Annotated in this window: 12 protein-coding genes; 2 read left to right on the plus strand and 10 right to left on the minus strand. The window is 55.6% G+C overall.

Annotated elements, in window-relative coordinates:
• Positions 1-214: 214 nt before the first annotated feature.
• Together PXG97_RS05195 and PXG97_RS05200 are read left to right on the plus strand one after the other, a co-directional pair.
• Complete coding sequence (locus PXG97_RS05195; protein WP_276496654.1) at positions 215-2566, plus strand: beta-N-acetylhexosaminidase; 2352 nt, start codon at positions 215-217, stop codon at positions 2564-2566.
• 169 nt (positions 2567-2735) lie between these two features.
• Positions 2736-5036, plus strand: a complete 2301-nt coding sequence (locus tag PXG97_RS05200) for a GH92 family glycosyl hydrolase (protein WP_276496655.1) — start codon at positions 2736-2738, stop codon at positions 5034-5036.
• Between the two features lie 947 nt (positions 5037-5983).
• On the opposite strand, the gene PXG97_RS05205 is transcribed toward PXG97_RS05200, so the two are convergent.
• The 10 genes from PXG97_RS05205 to PXG97_RS05250 form a co-directional block, all read right to left on the minus strand.
• Positions 5984-7078 carry a family 10 glycosylhydrolase gene (locus PXG97_RS05205; protein WP_276496656.1) on the minus strand — a complete coding sequence of 365 codons (1095 nt, stop codon included), beginning with the start codon at positions 7076-7078 and terminating at the stop codon, positions 5984-5986.
• The gene (locus PXG97_RS05210; protein WP_276496657.1) at positions 7075-8226 is read right to left on the minus strand and encodes a carbohydrate-binding family 9-like protein; all 1152 of its coding nucleotides are present in this window, start codon (positions 8224-8226) and stop codon (positions 7075-7077) included. The genes PXG97_RS05205 and PXG97_RS05210 overlap by 4 nt, the downstream gene beginning before the upstream one ends.
• Positions 8227-8438: 212 nt before the next feature.
• On the minus strand, positions 8439-10751 hold the full coding sequence (locus PXG97_RS05215) for a family 20 glycosylhydrolase (RefSeq protein ID WP_276496658.1): 2313 nt from the start codon (positions 10749-10751) through the stop codon (positions 8439-8441).
• Between the two features lie 310 nt (positions 10752-11061).
• Complete coding sequence (locus PXG97_RS05220; RefSeq protein WP_276496659.1) at positions 11062-12912, minus strand: alpha-L-fucosidase; 1851 nt, start codon at positions 12910-12912, stop codon at positions 11062-11064.
• 856 nt (positions 12913-13768) lie between these two features.
• Positions 13769-14521 carry a copper homeostasis protein CutC gene (locus PXG97_RS05225; protein WP_276496660.1) on the minus strand — a complete coding sequence of 251 codons (753 nt, stop codon included), beginning with the start codon at positions 14519-14521 and terminating at the stop codon, positions 13769-13771.
• Positions 14502-15479, minus strand: coding sequence for an isoaspartyl peptidase/L-asparaginase family protein (locus PXG97_RS05230; protein WP_276496661.1), 978 nt, complete (start codon positions 15477-15479; stop codon positions 14502-14504). The genes PXG97_RS05225 and PXG97_RS05230 overlap by 20 nt, the downstream gene beginning before the upstream one ends.
• A 286-nt stretch (positions 15480-15765) precedes the next feature.
• The gene (locus PXG97_RS05235) at positions 15766-17202 is read right to left on the minus strand and encodes a glycoside hydrolase family 125 protein (RefSeq protein ID WP_276496662.1); all 1437 of its coding nucleotides are present in this window, start codon (positions 17200-17202) and stop codon (positions 15766-15768) included.
• A 152-nt stretch (positions 17203-17354) separates the two neighbouring features.
• Positions 17355-19658 carry a glycoside hydrolase family 20 protein gene (locus PXG97_RS05240; protein WP_276496663.1) on the minus strand — a complete coding sequence of 768 codons (2304 nt, stop codon included), beginning with the start codon at positions 19656-19658 and terminating at the stop codon, positions 17355-17357.
• Between the two features lie 337 nt (positions 19659-19995).
• Positions 19996-21549, minus strand: a complete 1554-nt coding sequence (locus tag PXG97_RS05245; RefSeq protein WP_276496664.1) for an alpha-L-fucosidase — start codon at positions 21547-21549, stop codon at positions 19996-19998.
• A gap of 41 nt (positions 21550-21590) precedes the next feature.
• Complete coding sequence (locus PXG97_RS05250; RefSeq protein WP_276496665.1) at positions 21591-23138, minus strand: sulfatase; 1548 nt, start codon at positions 23136-23138, stop codon at positions 21591-21593.
• Positions 23139-23353 lie beyond the last annotated feature (215 nt).

A 23353-nucleotide genomic window follows, 5' to 3' on the forward strand; every position in this document is an offset into this window, starting at 1 on the left:
TCATGGTATGAAAACCTTCTTTGGGATTTTAGGAGATTAATTCATTAATTTAAGTATTACATAATCCCAAGCAAACAAAAGCAGCATATATTTGAAAAAAAATGCTATATTTAAGCTGCTTTAGATACTTTGTGTTCGATAACATAGTTTTACATCAGAAGCATAACACCATCTTAAAACGGAACGATACACCCATCTGATAACCCTTTATAGTATGCATTTTAAGAATACGATTGCAGCCATTACAACCTCTGCTTGCGTCATGTCGGGGCTGCTGTTCAGCCCGGCGCCTGCCTTTGCCCAGGCTACCACCGCGCAGCAGCAAGCTGTCTCCATCATCCCGCAGCCCGTTAAGCTGACCCAGCAGAGCGGCAGCTTCGCCCTCGGCAAGGACACTAAGATTTTTGTGGACCCGAAAAACGACGAGCTTCGCAAAATAGGTGAGTACCTGGCCCAAAACATCAAGGAGATGACCGGCGTGCAGCCGAAAGTGGAGCAGACCCCCCCCGCCAAGAACAGCAGCAACTACCTGCACCTCACGCTCACTACGCCAGTGGACACGCTGGGTGCCGAAGGGTATACTTTAAAGGTGACATCAGACAACATCACACTGGCCGCCAAGGAGCCACACGGACTTTTCCTGGGTACGCAAACGGTTCGCCAGCTTTTGCCGGCAGAGCCTACCACGGCGCCAGTGAGCATCCCTGCCCTGGAGGTGGTGGACAAGCCACGTTACCAGTGGCGCGGCATGCACCTGGATGTGGCCCGCCACTTTATGCCGGTGGAGTTTGTGAAGGAGTACATCGACTACCTGGCCATGCATAAGATGAACACCTTCCACTGGCACCTGACCGAGGACCAGGGCTGGCGCATTGAGATCAAGAAATACCCGGAGCTGACAAAAGTAGGTGCCTGGCGCGACGGCACCCTGATCGGCCACTACAGCGATCAGCCACACAAGTTCAGCAACGAGCGCCATGGTGGTTTCTATACCCAGGAGCAGATCAAAGACGTGGTGAAGTATGCGCAGGAGCGTTACATCACCGTAGTGCCGGAAATCGAGATGCCGGGCCACGCAGTAGCCGCGCTTACCACTTACCCGCACCTTTCCTGCACCGGCGGCCCGTTTGAGGTAGAAAAGAAATGGGGCGTGTTTGACGACATCTTCTGCGCTGGCAACGAAGAGACTTTCACCTTCCTGGAGGATGTGATGACGGAGGTGCTGGCCCTGTTCCCGAGCAAGATCGTGCACATTGGCGGCGATGAGGCCCCAAAAACCCGCTGGAAGGAATGCCCTAAGTGCCAGAAGCGCATCGCTGACGAAGGCCTGAAAGACGAGCACGAGCTGCAGAGCTACTTTATCCAGCGCATGGAGAAATTCCTCAACGCCAAGGGCCGCACCATCATCGGCTGGGATGAGATCCTGGAGGGTGGTCTGGCGCCGAACGCCTACGTGATGTCGTGGAGAGGCACCGAAGGCGGTATCACCGCAGCCAAGCAGCACCATTACGTAGTGATGACGCCGGGGTCGCATGTATACTTCGACCACTACCAGGGCGAACCTAGCCTGGAGCCAACGGCCATCGGCGGCCTGACGACGCTGGAGAAAGTATACTCCTTTGAGCCAACGCCAGCCGAGCTATCCGCAGAAGAGAAAAAGTACATCCTGGGGGCACAGGCCAACGTCTGGACCGAGTATATCCCAAGCACAGACCATGTGGAGTACATGGTTTTCCCACGTATTTCGGCCCTGTCGGAAGTGCTTTGGACACCGGCCGCCAAGAAAAACTGGGACGACTTCCAGACCCGCATGCAGCAGCAGTACAAGCGCTATGACCACCTGGGCGTGAACTACGCGCGCAGCACCTTCAACGTGAAGCAAAACGTTACTGTAGACCCGACACAGAGCGTAGCCACCGTTGCGCTGGCGACAGACGCCAAAGGCCCGAAGATCTACTATACCCTGGATGGCTCTGAGCCGACCACATCCTCGCAGGCCTATACCGCGCCTTTCCAGCTAACCAAAACAGCTACTATAAAAGCGGCTTCTTTTGATGAGAAGGGCAAGCAGTTGGGCAAAGTGAGCAGCCGCGACGTGAACCAGCACCAGGCCTTTGCCCATACTGTCGAGCTGAAGAACGCGCCGCACCGCAACTATACGGCCGCTGGCGGATTGACGCTGGTAGACGGTCAGTTGGCCACGAATAGCTTTACCAATGGGCAGTGGCTGGGTTTCCTGGGCGATGATTTTGAGGCCGTGATCGACCTGAAGGAGAAAAAACCGGTGAGCCGCATCAGCAGCTCTTACCTGCAAACCAAGAACGATGGCATTCAGCTGCCGGCACAGGTAGAGTTTGCGGTTTCCAAGAACGGCAAGAAGTACAAGACGGTGAAAGTGGTGACCGAGCTAAGCGACAAGCCAGGTGTGTTTAAGGAAGTAGTGACGGCTGAAGTACCCGCCAAGAAGATTCGCTACATTAAGGTTACGGCCAAAAACCCGATGCCAGGTACTGGCGAGAACAAGCGAAAGGCCTGGCTCTTCACCGATGAAATTATAGTAGAGTAGCAGAGAATTAAGGTTAAAACTAGTGCAGGCCTCATTTGATAGAAGTGAGGCCTGCCTTTTTTCTGCCATTTCCACTCCCCTATCAGATTTATACTTAATTTTAACCAGCAGGTCCGGCAAGTATGGCTTGCGGCCGCTGCAACCTTCTTCAAACTATACCGCAACATTCATGTACCTGAAAGCTTTACAAAGGCTCAAAGCTCCTCTGGTGGTGTTGGCGTGCATCGCCGCCTCCTGCACCACCTCTAACCAACAAGACAGCAGCCCCGGCACCCGTTCACTCACCCAGTATGTTGATCCCTACATCGGCTCCAGCTACCACGGCCACGTGTTCGTGGGCGCTAACGTGCCCTTCGGGGCCGTGCAACTGGGCCCCACCAACATTACCCAGGGCTGGGACTGGTGCTCCGGCTACCACTACTCCGACTCCACCATCGTCGGCTTTGCCCACACCCACCTGAGCGGCACCGGCATCGGCGATTTGGGCGACATCTCGGTGATGCCCGTCACGGGCAAAGTGCAGCTGGTGAAGGGCAGCGTCAAAGACCCCAGCAGCGGCTATTACTCCCTCTTCTCGCACGAAGACGAAAAGGTGAAACCGGGCTACTACGCCGTAAAGCTGAAGCGCTACGACATCGGGGCCGAGCTAACGGCCACCGAGCGCGTGGGCTTCCACCAGTACACGTTCCCCAAGTCTGAGGAGGCCAGCATCATCATCGACCTGAAGGAGGGCATCGGCTGGGACTCCCCCACCGAGACTTTTATCGAGCAGCTCAACGACAGCACCCTGGCCGGCTACCGTTTCTCCAAAGGCTGGGCCAACGACCAGCGCGTGTATTTCACGGCCGTGTTCTCCAAGCCGATCGAGAAGTTCGAGAGCTTTCAGGTAGTCGATACGGCCGCCGCTTCGCCGGTTCCGGCCTCCAAAGGCCGCATGATTAAAGGCGTGGCGCGCTTCAAGACGCAGGCAGGCGAAAAGATAAAGCTGAAAGTGGGCATCTCGCCGGTGAGCGCGGAGAACGCGCTGGCCAATATCCGGGCCGAGGTGCCGCACTGGGATTTTGAGAAAGTTGTGGCCGATGCCGACGCTGCCTGGAACCGCGAGCTGCAGAAAGTGCAGATAGAGGCGCTGGACTCAGCACAGCTGCGCACCTTCTACACCGCCCTCTACCATACCATGATCGCCCCATCCATCTTTAACGACCACAACGGCGACTACCGCGGCACCGACAAGAAAGTGTACGAGCAGGCGGACTTCACGAACCTCACGACCTTCTCCCTCTGGGACACCTACCGCGCGGCGCACCCGCTGTTCACCATCCTGCAGGCTGAGCGCGTGAACGACATGATCAGCTCCATGCTGGCCATCTACCAGCAGCAGGGCAAGTTGCCTGTGTGGCACCTGATGGGCAACGAGACGAACACCATGGTAGGCTACGGAAGCGTACCGGTAGTGGCCGACGCCATCCTGAAGGGCTTTGACGGGTTTGACCACGAACTGGCTTACGAAGCCATGAAAGCCACCGCCATGGGCGATGAATTTGGCTTGCCATACGTGAAGAAGCAGGGTTTTATTCCTGCCGATGAGGAAGGGGAAAGCGTGGCCAAAGGCCTGGAGTACGCCATCGCCGACTGGAGCATTGCGCAGGTGGCCAAGAAAATGGGCAAGCAGGAGGATTACGAGTACTTCAGCAAGCGCGGCCGCTACTACGAGAACTACTTCGACAAGCAGACCCGCTTTATGCGCGGCCGCATCTCGCAGAACGAATGGCGCACGCCGTTCGACCCCTTCAAATCCGAGCACCGCAAGGATGATTACGCCGAGGGTAACTCCTGGCAATACACCTGGCTGGTGCCGCAGGACGTGGAAGGGTTGATCAGCCTGATGGGCGGCGAGGAAGCCTTTGCGCAGAAACTCGACTCGCTGTTTGTGGCGGAAGGCCATATGGGCGAAGAGGCCTCTAACGACATCACCGGCCTGATCGGGCAGTATGCCCACGGCAACGAGCCAAGCCACCACATCACCTACATGTACGCCTACGTGGGCCAGCCCTGGAAAACGGCCGAGAAAGTCCGCTTTATTGTGGACAACATGTATACCGACAAACCGGACGGCTTAATTGGGAACGAGGACGTGGGGCAGATGTCCTCCTGGTACATCCTCTCCACCCTGGGCTTTTACCCGCAGAACCCGGCCAACGGCGCCTACGTGTTCGGCAGCCCGGCCGTAAAGCAGGCCACGCTCTCCCTGCCGAACGGAAACGTGCTGGAGGTGGTGGCCAACAACAACAGCAAGGCGAACAAGTACATCCAACGCGTGACGCTGAACGGGGAGCCCTACACCAAGTCCTACATCCTGCACCGGGACCTGATGAAAGGTGGAAAACTGGTGTTCGAGATGGGCAGCACGCCAAGCGCCACCTGGGGCGTGGCCAAGGCTGACCGCCCGAGATCCCTGCCTGTGGAGTAGCATGATCTGCTCTTAAAGCACAAAGCCCTCTGTAGCAGTAGCTGCAGAGGGCTTTCTTTTTGTTCTTAGGCTGAGATGCACTCCTGTTAGCAAGTGGAAAACCACTTTTGAACTTCTTGAAGGCTGGAGTTACTTAGGGTCTATACTTGCAAAAGCAATTTTTACCTTAGCTATACTTTTAATAAATGGCTGTTCTGGACATCCTCGTCCGGAACCTAAAAGAGGCCTCTATCCCCATCTGCTGTGGATCTCCATATTAGCGAAAGCCATTCTTCACACTTCGGCCATACTTTATACTTCTCTGGCGCAAGCATCCGCTTGTGCCTCTCTTAGCCTCGGCTTCCTGCAACTGGAGCTAAGTTATCCTTTCTAGCTGACGCTGATCCACGGCTTTACAACCTTGATTGTTTCACCTCTGGCTTTGGTGCTCTCTAGCCCGAGAGGGCTCGTCTTCAGGCATCGCGCTGGGAGCTTTTCCTGCCCTCGTGCCTCGGGCTGCCTCGCTCGCGCTCGGCACCGGAAAAACTCGCATAGGCGCTCAACCCAAAGACTGGGAAACATCCCGATAGCTAAGGCAGACGGAGCTTGAACCGAACTCCCCCTGCTGTTATTAGACAATGGTTGGAGCGTGGTTGTCCTCTTGGAAGGGGGCAGGGGGATGTGAATCGGCTGCAGAGGACTCCCCTCCTGGGGGTAGGGCCCCTCAAAAAACCTAAAGAAAGGCAGGGATGGTTGGGCTTGGTATTGCAATCCTGTCAATCCAAAAATCCCGTAAATCCTGATTCAGACAAGTATAAAGTATGACTCTTGGAGCCAGTCAAGTTACAAACTCGCCCTCATGACAAGACACGAGTCTAAAGACTTGGGCCAGAAAAGGGTAATATCACCTGAAACAAGTAGAGCTGCCATTGGCAGCTCTACTTTATACTTTCCTACAACATGCTTTCCTACGACTTTACAGAAGCCGAGGCGCGTTCCAGCGCCTGCAGCACCTGCTCGTTCACATCGCCGAAGATCGAAACGCCTTTGGCTCCGTTTGCCAGGGCGAGTTCTATACCTTGCTGCAGTTCTTCGTTGCTTTTGAAGTCTGGCAAGTATAAACCGGCGTAGAGCGGGAACTTCCCCTTCAGAAAGTGTACGCCTTCTGTCACGGCATCACCGATCCAACGCACATCCTCTTTGTAAAAGCCGTGATAGATCATCGGGTACACGGCGTTCAGGTTCCAGTTGGTCCAGTCCTGGCGCACGATGCGGCGGGCCACTTCCGGCGTGGGGAATACGGCGGCGGTAATCGGTTTTTTATTTTCCTTGGCGATCTCGGCCAAGTGGTTCACGATGGTATTAACGGCGTTGTAGCGGTACAGCCGCCACGACAGGCTGGCTTCCGGATACTCCAACTCCTCAATCGCCTTGCCGCGCCAGGCTTTGAATTTGGTGCGGCACACCTCGCAGTAGCAATAATCGTACTCCGGCAGTTCCTTGGTCTGCTCAATGTTGTAGTTTTCCCACAGGTTCACCGGCAGGATCACATCGCAAAAGCGCACGTAGTCCAAGTGGATGCCGTCGATATAATCTTTGCTGAGGATGTTCCGCACGTCATCGGCCAGGTACTGCTTTACCTCCTCCCGAGAAGGACACAGCCAGCGGTAGTACCCCACGTACGGCGGCTTATCGGCACACGACTCACCTTTACGGTTTTGGGCGTACCACTCCGGGTGCTTCTGCAGCAACTCCTTTTCGCCCCGGTTCATGGTCCACATCCAGCGGTGGGCCTCTAGTTTATTAGCTTTGGCCGCGCGGAAATGCTTCTCGCTGTCGGCTTCAAAGAAGACTCCCCGGATGCCTGCTTCGTAGAAGCGTTTGTACTGCCGCTGCAGATCGGCTTCTTTATCGGCTTTGTTAGGCCTCACCCATACCCAGTGCCTGGGCCGGTCCTTTTTAGCCCCTGGTGCTGCGGTGAGTTCGGCAAGAGCGGGCGCAGGTATGCTTGCTGCCAGGCCGGCCAGCGCCCCGGCCTTCAGGAAGGATCTTCTTGTTTTCATTGTAAGCCTTTTATCGTGTGTACAAATCCGTTTTCGTTGATGCTCCACACCTTGCCGTTTGGCCCGTGTATGGCGGCCATAAACTGCAGCGTGCCTGCCTCCAGTTTCAATTGGTTCTCCTGCCCTTCCACTTCCACCTTGCCTTTCTTCAGGCCCAGCTCTTTTAATGATTTACTGTAGCGGCCGTGCTTCCCAAAATACGCTTTCTGCCGGTAATACACCAGCCAAAGGTACTTCTTTTGCTTTTCGGCATAGGGCATGGTGAATTCTATACTTTGCTCATGTGCAGGCTGCCGGCTGAAGTACAAATATCCCCAGCGCTCCGGCAGGTGCATGTTGATCACCCCTTGCGGCGACCACACCCAATTATACTCCGGCAGCGGTTTACCGTCCTCACCTTTGCGCTTCACGTACTTGCCGTCTACCACATCTACATCCCACTGTACCCGCGAGAAATTGATGCGCCACAGGGTGCCTTCGTCCGGAACACGCGTGACATTACCGACCGTAACAGATCGAAAAGGAATGGCCATCTCCACCGTCCAACCCTCGTCTGTATCGGTCGGATCATTCAGAGTACCCTGCACCTGTACCGCCGACTTGAGCCCGTGCAGGTTCCAGGCAATCAGGGCGCCGTTGTTGTTGCGGTAAGGCTTGGAGAGGAACAGGTCGAAGATGGTGTTGAGCGCGTTCACCTCCACCTCAAAGTATTGGTGCGTGTCGTTGTCAGGGTCGATGAATACCTCGAAGTCATTGTCGTAGTACACCACCTCATCGTGCTGCGTCAGGTTTGCCCACACATGCGGCTCTTTCATATCGGCGGCAATGTATAAATACTCGTTATCCCAGGCCATTTTCACGCGGGTCTCATAGGTTGGCGCCGGTTTTAAGTCACCCTCTATGTCAGTGAACAAGTCCGTCCAGGTAGCGTGTTGCCATACCTCCTCGTTCAGGTGACCGTCTATACTGGGGGCCTTGCTGGTGAAGTGGGTAACGTAATGTTTCGGTTCTGTAAACAGGTGCTCCAGCCCGGCAAACGGAGATGCCGTTTTAGCCTTTCGCTTCGCTTTCACGAAAGGGTTATCTTCTGCCTGTGCAGCCAGTACAGCCAAAAGCAGCAGGCACAGGGTGAGGTAATGCTTGATCATAAGAAAGGTATAAAAGCGTCTCCCCTACCTATTAAAAGTCTAGGGGAGACGCTAAAGCAGAATTTATACTTGAGTTTTTAGAATGCTGTTCCGGATTTGTAATCCGCATGCCAGCCAGTAGCTATAGCTTTTGCTCTTGCGGATTACAAATCCGCAGCTATTATACTTTCTGATTGCAAATCCGAAAGAGCTAAAATGGGATTTAAAAGCAGCTACTGCACAGTCGGCTCATACTTGAACCAGCTGGCCGGTACCGGCTGCGGCTCTCCCCCGTCTTTGCTGTAGAGCAGCTTTAAGGTATAGCCGCCGCCACCTTCAATAAAATCCAGCGCAAAAGGCTGCAGGCCTTTCTCCAGCGCCACCTGTCCGGTCTTTTCCTGCGGTGGGTGCAGCCCGTCGTTATCCACCACCAGGCGGTCGGCAATGCGCAGCACGCCACCGTCGTCGCAGGTAAAGTGGAAAGTATAGATACCTGTTTCCGGTACTTCCAGATAGCTTCTGAACTGCACACCAAAGCTCGGTGCTTCCGCCTCTTTTGGCACCTGCAGTTGCGCTACCTCTGCCACACCTGTTGGCGTGGCCTTGGCCATCCCTGCCGTGCTTTTGAAGGAGGCTTTGTAGTACGTCGCCTGCAACCCTTGCTTTATGTTTTTAGCCGCTGCAGCTTTGGCATAGGTCTGCTTCTGGTACGTGGTGGTATAGGTATCCCCTTTCAAGCCTTCCGGTGTGAAGGCAGCAATCTTGAACGTGGTGGTTTCAGTGATCGTCAGCGGCTTGTCCAGCACCCTGGAGGAAGTGGTGGGTTGGCTGCCGTCGGTGGTGTAGCGAATGATCAGGTTGTCGAGTGGTTTTGGAATGTCCAGCGTGGCTTTGTCGGTGAACACGTTCACGTCCAGGAAGCCTTCCAGATCGGGCAGGCGGTAATTTACGTCCAGTGCATCGAGGCGTTTGTAGTGCTTTTGCAGGCGCTGCAGGTAGGAATCGTAATCCTGCTTGCCAGTCCACACCACTTCGGCCAGTGCCGTCATGCGGGGCATGTACATGTACTCGGTCCGGTTTTCGGAAGGGATGTACTCGGTCCAGATGTTGGCCTGCGCACCAAGTATGGCCTTAGCTTCCTCAGCGTTCAGTCCCTTCGGCACCACGTTGAAATGGTACACGTTGTATACCGACTTCTTATCGGGTAGCCCGTCAAAGTATAGCGGACTGTTTGGCGTCATGATCACCTTATTGCCGTTTTGGGCAGCGTGCAGCGGGGCGTTGGGCGCCCAGGTGCGCCAGAACATCACCACCGCATCGGAGTTAATGCCGCCTTCCAGCATCTCATCCCAGCCAATCAGCGTCTTGCCCTTGGAGTGGAAGAACTTTTGCATGCGGTGGATGAAGTAGCTCTGCAGCTCCTCCACGCTCTTCAGCCCTTCGCGCTTCATCAGTTCCTGGCAACCGGCGGAGTTGGCCCAGGTGGTTTTCTCTACCTCATCGGCGCCCAGGTGGATGTACTGGCTCGGGAACAGCGCGATAATTTCGTTGAACACGTTCTCTGCAAATTCATAGGTGCTCTCCTTGCACGGGCAAATCGGCACGGAGAACGTCTCGCCCCAACCCGCTTCGCCGCAGGTCAGGAACGGATAGGCATCGATGGCGGCCTTCATGTGGCCGGGCATGTCGATTTCAGGGATGATCTCGATGTGGCGGGCGGCGGCGTAAGCGATGATGTCCTTCATCTCCTCCTGGGTGTAGAAGCCGCCATACATCGTCTGGCCGTTTTTCTGCACGATGTGGCGCTCGTCCAGCGCAAAGTCCGGGTTCTCCTTGGAGCGGGCAATTACGTCTCTATCGTGGTTGTTGAAGGTACGCCAGGCGCCTTCCTCGGTCAGTCTCGGGTACTTTTTGATCTCGATGCGCCAGCCCTGGTCGTCGGTCAGGTGCAAATGCAGCTTGTTGAACTTATAAAGCGCCATCAGGTCGATGAACTTCTTCAGGTAATCGGTGGTGAAGAAGTGCCGGCTCACGTCCAGGTGCATGCCGCGCCAGGTATAAGCCGGCTCATCCTGGATCTGCAGGGCAGGCAGCACAAGCTGAGCCTGTGCTGTTCCCTGCTCTATACTTGCGGGCAGCAGTTGGCGCAGCGTCTGCACGGCCCGAAACATACCCGCCGGCTCTTTCGCCGCCAGCGTTACCTGCTTCGGCGTGATGCTCAGGCGGTAACCTTCCGGGGCATTTATACTTTGGTCGTACTGGAAAACAATGGTATTAGCGGATGCTTTCTTTGCCTGCTTCAGCGATTTGCCCAGGCTGCCGGACAGCAGGTACTGCAGCTGCTCGGCCTCGTTTTTAAAGATGCTCTCCCTGGGCAGTACCAGCTTGGTTTTGGAGTTAATGGTGAAGCTTCCCTCCTGCGGCGTCAGGGAGCTTGGGTACGGAATCAGGGGGTACTCCGGGTCAAGGGTTTGCGCCGTTGACAAGGTTTGTACCCCAAGAAAAATAACTGTGAAAAGTAACGTGTAGAGGTAGTGTTTGAACATGATATGTAAGTGTAAAAGCGTAGTCTCTGTTGTCTCTTTTTTGTCATCCTGAAAGGATTTTGGTAGCGAGTAGCATTGGCTTCACCTCTCTTCCACCAGGTTTTTTAACAGGATGACAGTTGCTTTCTCAGCGCTTGCCACCTCTTCAAAAGAGCTTTTTACTCCTGTGTACTTCAAGTTTTCTACTTGGAGTACACAGGAGGCCATTTTGAAACTGCCCGAGTCGTACAGTATGGCTTGCGCCAGTTGCAAACTAACTCTAGATGAAGCTTCAAGTAACAGACTTGAAGCTTGTGCCTGAGGTGAATTACTAATTACTTTCGATCGGCTTTATTTCCTCCCGATGTAACTCCACCGGACCGTCCAGCAAGATGGCGATCACCGTCAGGTCCTCGTCCAGCAGGTCGTGCGGCACGTCGATATAGGCGATGCCGGGGATGTGGCTCCAGTACTGTTTGTTAAAGATCTCGTGGCCCAGCAAAGTGCCGTTGCCCACCACGCGGATGCGGTGCAGCTTGTTTTTAAGCCCTTTGATAGCGATTGGCCCGGTTGGCTTGCCCTCTACAAACAAGTATAGCGTCTGCTTATCTTCAGAAAGTGAAGAATTTCCCTCGTAATGCCCCTCCGGCAGGCCTGGGTTGGCGTTGTACAATGTTTCGGCATGCTTTTTCACCCAGCGCTCTACGCCCGCATCGGCCAGCTTTAGCTGCTTTACCTCAGTACCGTCAGGCTGCAAGGCCGTGCTCTGGAAGGGGTTATTTCCTGCCTGCAGGTTATCGGCTACCCGGCGGATCGTGCGGTTACGCTGCGTCGCATCCAGTTTGCCTGTCTTCTGTAGCCCTGCCAAGGCCAGTTTCGCTGGCGCTGGAGAAGACAGTTTCAGCGGCTCGTCAAACGACAAAGCCAGCACGGTCAGTTGCGCATCGTAGGCATTGGCAGGCACCTGGATGTAGGTGGTGTTGCCTTGCTTCTCATACTTGGCAGAAGCCTTGCTGCCCACTACTTTTACACTTTTAATTGGCGTGGCCAGCCCCTGCACGCGCACCGACTCGGCTCCCTGGTTCTCTACAAACAAGTATAAAGTTTTACCGTCCTTCGCCAACGTAGAGTGGCCGTAGAAGTGCTCCTGCGGAATGCCTGCCACGGTGCCGAAGATAGCTTCTTCGTGCTTGTTCGTCCAGCGGCCCAGTTCTTTCAGTATCGCTACCTGCTCCTGGGGTATGGTGCCGTCCGGCTTCGGGCCGATGTCGAGCAGCAGGTTGCCGCCGTTGCTGATGCAGTCGGCGAAGGTGCGGATAACCTGGTTCGGGCTCTTGTAGTGGTGGTCGTGCGGCGAGTGGCCCCAGGAGTCGTTCATGGTCAGGCACAGCTCCCAGTACTTATCCTGTGGCTTTACCACTGGCACGCCCTGCTCCGGGGTGGCATAGTCGCCGTAGTCGTTGAGGCGCGAGTTGATGATGACGTTTTTATTGTAGCCCAGCAACATCTCCCGTACCTTATCCGATTGCCACTCCTCGGCACTGTGCTCCCAATCGCCGTCAAACCAATAAAGGTCCGGGTTGTAGTTTTTGGAAAGCTCGCGGAGTTGGCCCTGATAAAAGCCCAGAAATTTCTTCCAGCGGCGTGGCTCCTCTTTTAGCGAGTAGCGTTTTTTAGCCCGTGTGAACACGTCATAGTCAGCATAGCTCCAGTCGGGCAGCGAGTAGTAAAAACCTACCTTCAGGTTTTCCTTGCGAAGCGCGTCCACAAAAGGCGTGAGCACATCGCGTTTGGCCGGTGTATGCTTTTTGGTGTTGATGCCGCCCATTTTGCTATCCCACAAGGCTACGCCGTCATGGTGTTTGGTGGTGATGACTGAATAGCGCGCGCCGGACTCTTTGATCAGCCTGGACCATTCCTCCGGCTTGTACTTGTCTGCCGTGAAGCCGTCGAGCTGCTTCATGTAGTCTTCGTGGCTAATGTAGTTGTTGAAGAAGGACCACGATTCCGGAATGCCGTTCACGCCGTAGATGCCCCAGTGGATGAAGATGCCGAGTTTGGCGTCGCCGAACCACTGCATTTTGGTGCTGTCCTGCGGGGCGGCTTTTTTGGCCTGCGCGGAGGCGAAGTTGCCGCTTAGCACAAAGAGACAGATGAGTAATAGTTTGTACTTGTTTATCATTATACTTGAGCTATACTTATTATATCCCGCTCTTCCGGATTTGTAATCCGAAAGTATAGAACGGCTGATTACAAATCCGCACAAGCCATGTTCGTACTTTGGCTACACTTTTATACTTCCCTGGCGCAAGCGTCCGCTTGTGCCTTCATCGCTTAGCTATTGCAGTTCCTCCGCTGGCGCGAGTTTGCAACTCGTGTCCTGCTATGGTGTTGGGTTTGCAACCCGACTGGCTCAAAGAGCCATACTTGAACCAAGCTATCCTTTTTAGCCTCCGTTCATCCTCCAGACTTACAAACCTATCGTTGCATCTCTGGCTTTGGCACCCTCAAGGCCGGGAGGCCCCTGCTGGCGCGGGTTTGCAACCCGTGCCTTCCCACCGCCTCGGATTTGAAATCCGAGTGGCTTGGAAAGTCATATTTTATACTTGGGCTGTGATGCTATACCTTAGCTATACTATTTCATAGTCCCCGCTAGCGCAAGTTTGTAGCTCGTGCTTTCCCTGATGCTACCGCTTCCTTCAACTTGACATAAGCTATCCTTTCTAGCCACTGTTCATCCACGGCTTTACAACCTGCATTGTTTTATCTCTGGCTTTGGTGCTCTCAAGCCCGAGAGGGCTCGTCCTCGGGCATCGCGCTGCTTTCGCTTCCTTTGCTCCTTACGTCGCAATGCCCTCCGGGCACCGGAACCTCTCGAGGCGCTCAACCCAAGGACTGGTATCAGTTCGATAGCTGCGGCTTTCTGTCATCTCGAGCAGCGCGAGAGATTTATTCAGAATTCTCGAGAGATCCCTCCTCTTGTTGGGAGGACAGGGAGAGCGGCTTAATCAATTAATGCAACAACTAAAAACCAACACCTACCAACTAGCACCTAACGCCCTAACCTGCTCCACATCAGCCACCAGTTGCTCAAACTCGGAGAGTACCCGGTTGCTGGACATGGGCGGGTAATCTTTTCGGAAGTCCATGCCACTATCCACTGATTTACGCACCGAAGCATGTACCTCGCTTACGCCGGTTCTGGAGACTAACTCCTGCACGTTGGCCGGTGTTACACCGCCGCCGGGCAGGATGATGAGTTTGCCAGCCGCTCTTTCATGTAGCTCCCGGATAAGGTCGGCACCCTGCAGCGCCGTTTCCTGATGCCCTGATGTAAGCAGGCGGTGTACTTGCAGTTGCAGCAAATCATCCAACGCCTTGTAAGGATCGGCCACCAGGTCGAAGGCACGGTGAAAGGTGATGCTCATACCTTCCGCCGCTTCTATCAGCGCCTGCGTACCGGCCACGTCTATACTTCCATCCCTTGTCAAGGCACCGATCACCACGCCGTTTACCCCTAACCGGCGGCAAAGCTGTATGTCGCGCTTCATCACCGCAAACTCGGCAGGGGAGTATAAAAAGTCGCCACGGCGCGGGCGGATAAGCACGTGCAGACCAATACGTATACTTTGGCGCACCACCTCAATCATACCCGAGCTGGGTGTGGTGCCGCCGCCAGCCAGGTAGTCGCACAGCTCCACGCGCTGCGCGCCTCCCTGCTCGGCGGCCACGGCCGAGGCCACCGAGTCGATACAAATCTCCAGCAGCGGCTTAGAACTTGCTCTTTCCATCCAGCAGCTTTACTCCCGATTTATCCTGCACGGCATAGTTAAAGCCCTTGTGGATGCAGTACCCGCCGTACTCGCCGTTCTTGTTGAGGGCGATAAAGCCCACCTGCAGGTCCTTCACATCCTTGTGCTTGGCGATGATGCGCTCCACGGCCAGGCGGCAGGCCTCCTCCGGTGAGTTGCCCTGGCGCATGAGCTCCACCACCAGGTGGCTGCCCACCATGCGGATCACAGCCTCGCCCAGGCCCGTGGCCGTGGCGGCCCCCACCTCGTTATCCACAAACAAACCCGCCCCGATGATCGGGGAGTCGCCCACGCGCCCGTGCATCTTGTAGGCGGCACCGCTGGTGGTACAGGCCCCGGCCAAATCGCCGTTCGCGTCCAGGGCCAGCAGCCCGATCGTGTCGTGGTTCTCGATGTTGATCACCGGCTTGTACTTCGACTCCCTCAGCCAGTTTTTCCAGTCTTTCTCGGATTCCGGCGTCAGGAGGTTCTCTTTCTGAAAGCCTTTCTCCAGGGCAAACTGCAGGGCGCCCTCCCCTACCAGCATCACGTGCGGGGTGTCCTCCATCACCTTGCGGGCCACCGAAATCGGGTGCTTGATGTGCTCCAGGAAGGCCACTGCGCCGCAGTTGCTGTCCTTGTCCATGATGCAGGCGTCCAAGGTCACATGGCCCTCCCGGTCGGGATAGCCGCCGTAGCCCACCGTGCGCACCTCCGGGTCGGCCTCGGGCACGCGCACGCCCGCCTCCACGGCATCCAGCGCCGTGCCTTTTTGGCTAAGAATCTCCCAGGCCGCCGCGTTGGCCGGTATGCCGTGGTTCCAGGTGGAGATCACGACAGGCTTGTTCTTTTTGGCCGCTCCCAGCGAGCCGGCAAAGGCGCTGGCCTGCTGGAAGCCGCTGCCCAGCAGGCCAGCGCCCAGGGCGGATAGTTTGATGAATTTTCGTCTGGTGCTCATGTTACAGGTTGATGTTGCAGGTTAGGGCTGCAGTATGTTTGACTTCTAACGTATATCCCTCTCCTCTCAGAACAAGGTCGATTCTTTCTATTTTTTGTCATCCTGAAAGGATCTTGGTAGCGAGTAGTATAGCTTAACCTCCCGGAAGAAGGAGCCTCTTTCTACTACCACCAAGTCTCTTCCAGAATGACAGAGGACTTTTGTACTTATATTCTCAAAATAAATCAGCCCTTCCCTTGAAAGGGACAGCGGATTATACTTCAGCCTTAAGCCTAGGACTTGTACTTTATACTTGCGCTTTTAGCAGGTGCGGACGCTCGGCGTGCACTTTCAGGATCAGCTCCCCGAACAGCGTGTTCACCCAGGCAAACCATTTTCTGGTGAAGTTTGTCGGGTCGTCCTTGTGGAAAGACTCGTGCATGAAGCCGGTGCCGGCGTGCGTGTTCTTGAGCTGGTGCAGGCATTCCTTTATCTCCTCATCCGACTGGCTCGTCAGGGCCTGCATGATGATGCTCATCGGCCAGATCATGTCCACCCCGGTGTGCGGGCCGCCAATGCCATGTCCGGCCTTGCCTACAAAGTACCAGGGGTTGTCCTGGCCAAGTATGAACTTGCGGGTGTTCTGGTAGATCGGGTCTTCCACCGGGCAGCAGCCCAGGTACGGCATGGCCAGCAGGCTCGGCACGTTGGCATCGTCCATGAACAGCTCGTTGCCGAAGCCGTCCACCTCGAACGGGTGCACCTTGCCGTAGTTCAGGTGCTCCGCCACCGCATATTCCTGCAGGGCCTTCTCTACCTCGTCGGCCAGGGCCGTGCACTCGGCGGCGAAGGTTTTGTCTTTCCTGAGCTTCTCGCTCATCTCGGCCAGCTGGCGCAGCGAGGTGACGGCAAAGTAGTTGGACGGCACCAGGAACAGGTAGATCGTGGCGTCGTCGGACGGGCGGAAGGTGGAGCAGATCAGCCCTACCGGCTTGATCGGGTTACCGTAGCCGGAGCCTGCCACCGTGTCGGTTTGCCAGCCGGTCACGCGCTGGAACTTGTAGGGCCCTTTGTCCTCCTTGCGCTGCTGCTCCTTGAAGGTCTTCACCACCAGGCGCATAGCTTTCTCCCATTCCGCATCAAACGGGTTTGTATCGCCGGAGGCTTTCCAGTAGTGGTAGCCCAAGCGGATCGGGTAGCACAGCGAGTCGATCTCCCACTTGCGCTCGTGGATGCCGGGCTGCATCTTGGTCAGGTCCTTGGCCCACTCCCCTTCCTTGGTCGCATCGTCGTAGAAGGCGTTGGCGTAGGGGTCTTTGAGGATGTAGCTGGTCTGGCGGTTGATCACGCCGGCGATCAGTTTCTGCAGCGGCTTGTCCTTGTCCATCAGCGCCAGGTAAGGCCACACCTGCGCCGAGCTGTCGCGCAGCCACATGGCGTCGATGTCCCCGGTGATCACGTAGGTATCCGGGCGGCCGTTCTTCTCCTGGTAGTTAACGGTGGTGTCCAGGGTGCTGGGAAGGCAGTTCTCGAACATCCAGGCCAGCTCTTTGTCGGCGATGCTCTTCTTCACCTCCTTGATCGCTTTCTCCACCGCCTTGCTCGTGAAGTGGCGCTCCGAGAGGGCGGGGCGCTGGCTCTCGAACTTCTGCTTCTGGGCAAACGACATGAACGAAAAGCCGGAGGCGGCGATGCCGGCTGTCGCGATCGCGCCGGTCTTAACAAAATCTCTTCTTGTAGGCATGGGTGTGTTAGGGGTCTTTTTGATCAGGGTATGACCAGTAAATTTTCTGCTCTTAAATATAGTGATTATAGGGCTAAAACCTGCTCAACTCCTGATATAAGTACGACTTCTCGCCATATGGCTTGCACTACATTGGTGTCTTATCCTGCTTGTTACCGCACCACAATCTCATCGGCAAAAAGCCATGCGGGTTGGCCGGCACCGTTATGGCCTTCCGGCAGTTCGGTCAGGTGGTAAGCGGTAACACGCACATACCTTGCCTTTTGCTCCGGGAACTGGGCCTTGAAATCGTGCATGGTAGCCTCCTGCTCATTTTGCGACACGGGGTTCTTCACCGTCCTTACTTCCTTAAAATTCTTGCCGTCGGTGGAAACCTCGAACTTCACAGCTGTCGGCATCATAATCCAGTCGCGGTAATGCTGCAGGCTGCCCAGGGTGATATTGGAGATTGATTTGGCCTCCCCTAAGTCCAGGGTCGCTACCATATCCCTGCCGCTGAACCCGTGCCAGTATTTGCCCACCGCGTGCCGCCCGCGCACCCCATCGGTCAGCGAGTTAGGGCCGTCAGCCATATAATGTTTGCTCACCGGGTTTTCATACTTTACCTCGCGGCCTACGGCCTTGTGCATGCTAAACGACTGCTCCGCCGACTTCAGGCCCATCACCTTGCCATTCATCACCGTCACGGCCTTCAGCACCACCGACGAATCGATCTGGATTGGTTGCTTGTACTTTATACTTTGCGCCGTTGGCTCCGAGCCATCCAGGGTGTAGTATACTTCCCCGTTCATGGCCTCGGTAAAGAGCGTTACCAGCAGCTTGCCGCCTTCTGAGCTGGGCTTGATGTCCACGGTGAAATTGCCTTTGGAGTAATGCAGCGCTTTCTGGTCGAAGGCTTTGAACTGGGGCTGCAGGCGCTGGTTAAAGCTTACCCAGTCGCGGCTCTCTTTCGGCGACCACACGACCTCAGCCAGGGCCAGCATGCGCGGCAGCACCATGTACTCCAGTTGCGAGGCGGAGGTAATATACTCGGTCCAGACGTTGGCCTGTGCGCCCAGCACGTGCCTGGCTTCTTCCGCTGTCAGTTCTTGCGGGATAGGCTCGTAGTCGTATACTTTTTTGAGCGTGTTAAAGCCGCCAATGGCCAACGGCTCTCCCTCCGGACCTGCCTGGTAATGGTCGAAGTAAACCGGGGAGCCAGGCGTCATGATCACGTCATGGCCCATTTTGGCAGCCTCGATGCCGCCGCTCTCGCCGCGCCAGCTCATTACCGTGGCCTGGGGTGCCAGCCCGCCCTCCAGAATCTCGTCCCAGCCAATGATGCGGCGGTTCTTGGTGAGCAGGTAGTTCTCCATGCGCTTGATGAAGTAGCTCTGTAGCTCCTCCACGTTCTTCAGGCCTTCATCGGCCATGCGCTTCTGGCAACTGGGGCATTTTTTCCAGCCCGATTTGTCTACTTCATCGCCGCCAATGTGTACGTACTGCCCGGGAAACAGCGCCACCACCTCATCCAGCACGTCCTCCAGGAAGGTGAACACTTCCTCGTTGCCGGGGCAGTAGTTAGACGACATGTTGGTATAGTCTCCGCCCGTAAGCGGTAACTGCGCCTTGCCGCTGCAGCTCAGGTGCGGGTAAGCGGCAATGGCAGAGGCCACGTGTCCAGGCATCTCTATTTCCGGCACGATCGTGACGTTGCGCTGGGCAGCGTAGGCCACGATGTCTTTGATCTGCTCCTGGGTATAGTAGCCTCCGTAGGTGGGCTCCTCGCCTGGTTTGGCTTGTGGCCTGGCATCCCAGGGCTTGTCGGTCTGGTCCACGCGCCAGGCTGCCACATCCGTCAGTTTTGGGTACTTCTTGATCTCGATGCGCCAGCCCGGGTCGTCCACCAGGTGCCAGTGAAACTTGTTCATCTTGTAAGTAGCCATCAGGTCGATGTACTGCTTCACGGCGTCAGGCGAGAAGAAATGGCGGCTCACGTCCAGGTGCATGCCGCGCCAGGTAAAGCGTGGGTAGTCCGTAATGATCATGGCCGGGACCTGCAGTGCCGCGTTGGTGCGCACGGCGGGCAGCGTTTGCAGCACCGACTGGATGCCGTACACGATACCTGCTTTGGAGTTGGCTTTTATGCTTATCTCCGACGGCGTTACCTGTAGCTGGTAGCCCTCTTCGCCCAGGCTATTTATACTTTCAATGGCTAGTCTAATGGCTTTGCCTTTGCGTTTTTTGATCGGCAGCTCCAAACCGGAAACTTCTTTGATGCGCGCGGCCAGAAAATCAGCGGCAGGCTTGAGTTCTTTTTTCCCGTTTTCCAGGTGGATAGAAGTATGGCCGTCAATTACAAAGTGGCCTTCGCTGCGCTGCAGGCTTACCGGCTGCGGAATGATGCTGATCGGCTGCTGGGCCAGCACCAGAAAGGGGAAAAAAAGAGCTAGAAGAAGGGTGGTCTTCTTAATCATGGTAGTTTAGTCTTTTGCCTTTAAAGGGCTATTGGCAGTTATTGATTGTATAGTATAAAATCGATAGGCATCTATACTTGCTGTACTGTTGTCCTGAGGCCACTGGCTCAGTGAAGTCGGAGACTTCACATCACTGTTAGACACTAGTTTGAAAACTTGCGCAGTGGGTTTTATACTTTTAAACTCAAGCTGCGATTCCCCCGCCACTCTCAGGAGAGGAATTATGGAATGATTATCATCCCCCTACCCCCTTCAAAGGGGGACTTTTTGTAAGAGTAGTTCCCCTCCTCGTAGGGGTTAGGGATGGGTTAATCGCAACCAGGGTTTTTATACTTTCCTAGTGCTCATTTGCTGAAATAGCCATGCCTTCCAATGCGTTCTTGTAGAGCCCAATTTCTGAAATGGTCGGGTTCAAGCGCGACGACTCAATGCGCAGGCGCACTTTGCTGGCCGTTACCGGCTCGAAACGCAGCAGGCGTTTGTAGCCCACGGTGGTGCCTTCGGTAGCCTGGTGCCACTGGCCGTCTTTCCAGTAATCGAACGCAAACTTCTCTATGCGCTGCCCTGCGCTGATGTTCTCCTGCAGCATCAGCACATCAAAGGTCTGCTCGCCGTCCAGTTTCAGCTCGATCACGGCTGTGGTGTCTTTCTCTGATTTGGTGGTAAAGTGCGTGTCATACTTGCCGTCGAGTATGGCTTTTTTGTTCTTGCCCGCTACCTTCACTTTAGCACCGGCTGCCAGGTTTTTGTTGAAGGTGTCGTGGCGCAGCTTGGTCCAACCCTGCAGCGCCTTCACGTCACTCTCGTGGATAAGGCCACGCGTGTCGGGTGGGATGTTGAGCAGGAGCACCCCGTTGCGGCCCACGGAGCTGTAGTAGATATCGAGCAGCTTCTCCGGCGATTTCACCTTGTCGTCCTCGGCAGGATGATAGAACCAACCCGGACGAATTGATACGTCCGTTTCAGCCGGATACCATACCAGCCCTTTGGCGTTGCGGATCTTCTCGCGGCTGCCCAGCACTTCGCCTCGCATATCACCGGTAGGTTTAAATGCCACCGCCTGCTGTGAGTTCGCCGCCGTCGCATTCTGGTCCAGGTTATCGGCTGGTACTACGCTCCACTCGGTTTCACGGCCGTAGCCGGTTTCGGTGCCCACCCAGCGCACATCCGGGCCCATAATGGCAATAGTGGCCGTAGGCTGCAGCTTGCGGATGTGCTTATACCAACGGTCGAAGTCGTATACCTGCTTCTTGCCGTTCGGGCCCTCGCCGTTGGCCCCGTCAAACCATACTTCATCTATCTGCCCGTAGTTGGTCAGCAGTTCGGTGAGTTGCTCTACAAATAGATCGTTGTAGGCATCTGTGCCGTACACCGGCGAGTTCATGTCCCAGGGTGAGAGGTACACGCCAAAGCCAATGCCGTACTCTTTGCAGGCCTCCGCTACGTCTTTCATCAGGTCCCCCTGGCCGTTTTTCCAGGGGCTGTTTTTCACCGAGTGTTCGGTGGTGGCTGTCGGCCACAGGCAGAAGCCATCGTGGTGCTTGGCCGTCAGGATCACCTGCTTGATACCGGCCTCCTTGGCCACGCGCACCCATTGGCGGGCGTCTAACTGCGAGGGGTTAAAAATGGAAGGATCTTCCTTGCCTGTGCCCCACTCGCGGTTGGTGAAGGTGTTGACGCCCACGTGAAAGAAACCGGTCAGCTCCAGCTGCTGCCAGCGCAGCTGCCGTGGGGTGGGCACCACATTGGCCGCCTTGCGAATGATGTCGGCTTCGGAGTCTCCGGGCTGCAGGATCACAAAGTTTACCTTTTCGTGAGCTGTTTGCTGCGCAAGGGCTGGAGCAGAAGCTGCCAGCAGAAGGGAAAGGATGCTGAGGGTTATCTTCTTCATTTTCATGTAGGGGTGAGCTATACTTAAAGATTTTATACTTGCTAGTTTATACTTTGGAGCGCTTCGTCTGGCATCGGCACCGGTTTTCCAGTGCTTTTAAACGACGGCATCGGAGCCTCCCAAGCCCGCAGTTGCTGCCCTAGTTTCGTGGCCAGCGCCCTCACGCGTTTGGGGTGTTTGGCTGCTAGGTCCGTGGATTCGCTAATGTCATTTGCCAGGTTGTAGAGTTCCATTTTACCGTCGCGCAGGTGGTAGATCAGTTTCCAGTCGCCTTCACGGATAGCACTTCTGTAGTTGATGCCGGGTCCGTCCTGTTCGGTCCATTTGTTGGGCACGTGCCATACCAGGGCGCGGCCTGCCTGCCTCTGCTTGGGTGATTTGAGCAAGGGCACAAAGCTTTGGCCGTCCACTTTCTGCACCAGCTCATACTTCTCTACCTGCGCCATTTCCAGTATGGTCGGGAAGAAATCCTCGATGATAACGGGCGTATGCGTAACCGAAGCAGGCTTTACCACGCCCGGCCACTTCACCAGCATCGGTACCCGGATGCCCCCCTCGTAAACCGAGCCTTTTCCGGCTTTTAAAGGGAAGTTCTGCGTGTGGGCCTCCCCTCTACCGGCATAAGACAGACTCAGGCCACCGTTATCGCTCATAAATATAAGCACTGTGTTGTCGTCCACACCATTATTTTCCAAGTAATTTAAGACATCGCCAAGGCTCTTGTCCATCCCCTCCACCATACTGGCGTAAATCGCCTCGGTCCGGCTCAGCCCGGTGTCGAGGTATTTCTGTAAAAAGCGCTTGTCGGGATCGTAGGGGTCGTGCACGGCATAGTGGGCCAGGTGCAGGAAAAAAGGCTGCTTGTTGCGGATCGGTGCCTCCAGTGTCTTGAGCGCTTCCCGCGTCAGGGCCTCCGTCAGGTAGGTATCTGAGCCATAGTACTCTGCCATGTCCGGCACCGCATGGATGTTGTAGGGTTTGCCGGGCATATTGCCGTAGTTCTGCTCGCCCAGGTAACTGAGCGGGCGCCCCGCCACATGCCCAGCCACATTTACCGTAAAGCCCAGGTTATGTGGGTTGGCTCCCGGCGTGCCGGCCGTGCCCCAGTGCCCTTTGCCTATGTGTATGGTCATGTAGCCGTTCTCCTGCAGCAACTGCGGCAGAGGGGTGGCGTAGGCTGTTTGCGGCACGCCCGCTATGGGGCTCAGGCCGTTGAGGTTCCAGTTGGCAAAGTTCAGCTGCTCATCCGGCGTGTCGGAATTGCGGCTCCTGAAGGGCGTGGTCCAGTTGGTCACGCCGTGGTGGGCCGCGTTCATCCCCGTCAGCATACTTACCCGCGAAGGCGTGCAGACCGGTGTGGCGTAGGCGCTGGTGAACTTCATCCCTTCCCGGGTCAGGCGCTCCATGTTAGGCGTGTGGTAACGCTTGTTCAGCGGGTATACTTTGTCGGCTAAAGGCACCGACGTATCCATCCACCCCATGTCATCCACCAGAAATACGATGATGTTGGGCTGCTGCTGCTGCGCCTGCACCGGAAGTATAAACCCGAGGAGGAAGTATAAAGTAAAGTGGTTTCGCCTGCTTTTCATGCCATGTACTGTAAGCTAAAAGTATGGATCATACTTTAGGACAAAAGAACTTTTGACAAAGGACAAAGGATGTTTAGAGAATAAGTGTGGCGATCAGATTGGCTTCTGATTATACTATCCAACTCGCTGTCTTTTGTCCTTCGTCTAAACTCTCTTGTTATGGCGTCGAGTTTGAAACTCGACTGAGCCGGAGGCCCACCCTATAGCTTTCACGA

It is taken from the genome of Pontibacter litorisediminis (genome assembly GCF_029360645.1).
GTDB lineage: Bacteria > Bacteroidota > Bacteroidia > Cytophagales > Hymenobacteraceae > Pontibacter > Pontibacter litorisediminis.

Excerpts from the sequence above, each read along its gene's own strand:
- PXG97_RS05215 (WP_276496658.1), bottom strand. The coding sequence starts at position 10,751 with ATGTTCAAACACTACCTCTACACGTTACTTTTCACAGTTATTTTTCTT.
- PXG97_RS05205 (WP_276496656.1), bottom strand. The coding sequence starts at position 7,078 with ATGAAAACAAGAAGATCCTTCCTGAAGGCCGGGGCGCTGGCCGGCCTG.
- PXG97_RS05210 (WP_276496657.1), bottom strand. The coding sequence starts at position 8,226 with ATGATCAAGCATTACCTCACCCTGTGCCTGCTGCTTTTGGCTGTACTG.
- PXG97_RS05225 (WP_276496660.1), bottom strand. The coding sequence starts at position 14,521 with ATGGAAAGAGCAAGTTCTAAGCCGCTGCTGGAGATTTGTATCGACTCG.
- PXG97_RS05230 (WP_276496661.1), bottom strand. The coding sequence starts at position 15,479 with ATGAGCACCAGACGAAAATTCATCAAACTATCCGCCCTGGGCGCTGGC.
- PXG97_RS05200 (WP_276496655.1), top strand. The coding sequence starts at position 2,736 with ATGTACCTGAAAGCTTTACAAAGGCTCAAAGCTCCTCTGGTGGTGTTG.
- PXG97_RS05250 (WP_276496665.1), bottom strand. The coding sequence starts at position 23,138 with ATGAAAAGCAGGCGAAACCACTTTACTTTATACTTCCTCCTCGGGTTT.
- PXG97_RS05240 (WP_276496663.1), bottom strand. The coding sequence starts at position 19,658 with ATGATTAAGAAGACCACCCTTCTTCTAGCTCTTTTTTTCCCCTTTCTG.
- PXG97_RS05195 (WP_276496654.1), top strand. The coding sequence starts at position 215 with ATGCATTTTAAGAATACGATTGCAGCCATTACAACCTCTGCTTGCGTC.
- PXG97_RS05220 (WP_276496659.1), bottom strand. The coding sequence starts at position 12,912 with ATGATAAACAAGTACAAACTATTACTCATCTGTCTCTTTGTGCTAAGC.
- PXG97_RS05245 (WP_276496664.1), bottom strand. The coding sequence starts at position 21,549 with ATGAAGAAGATAACCCTCAGCATCCTTTCCCTTCTGCTGGCAGCTTCT.
- PXG97_RS05235 (WP_276496662.1), bottom strand. The coding sequence starts at position 17,202 with ATGCCTACAAGAAGAGATTTTGTTAAGACCGGCGCGATCGCGACAGCC.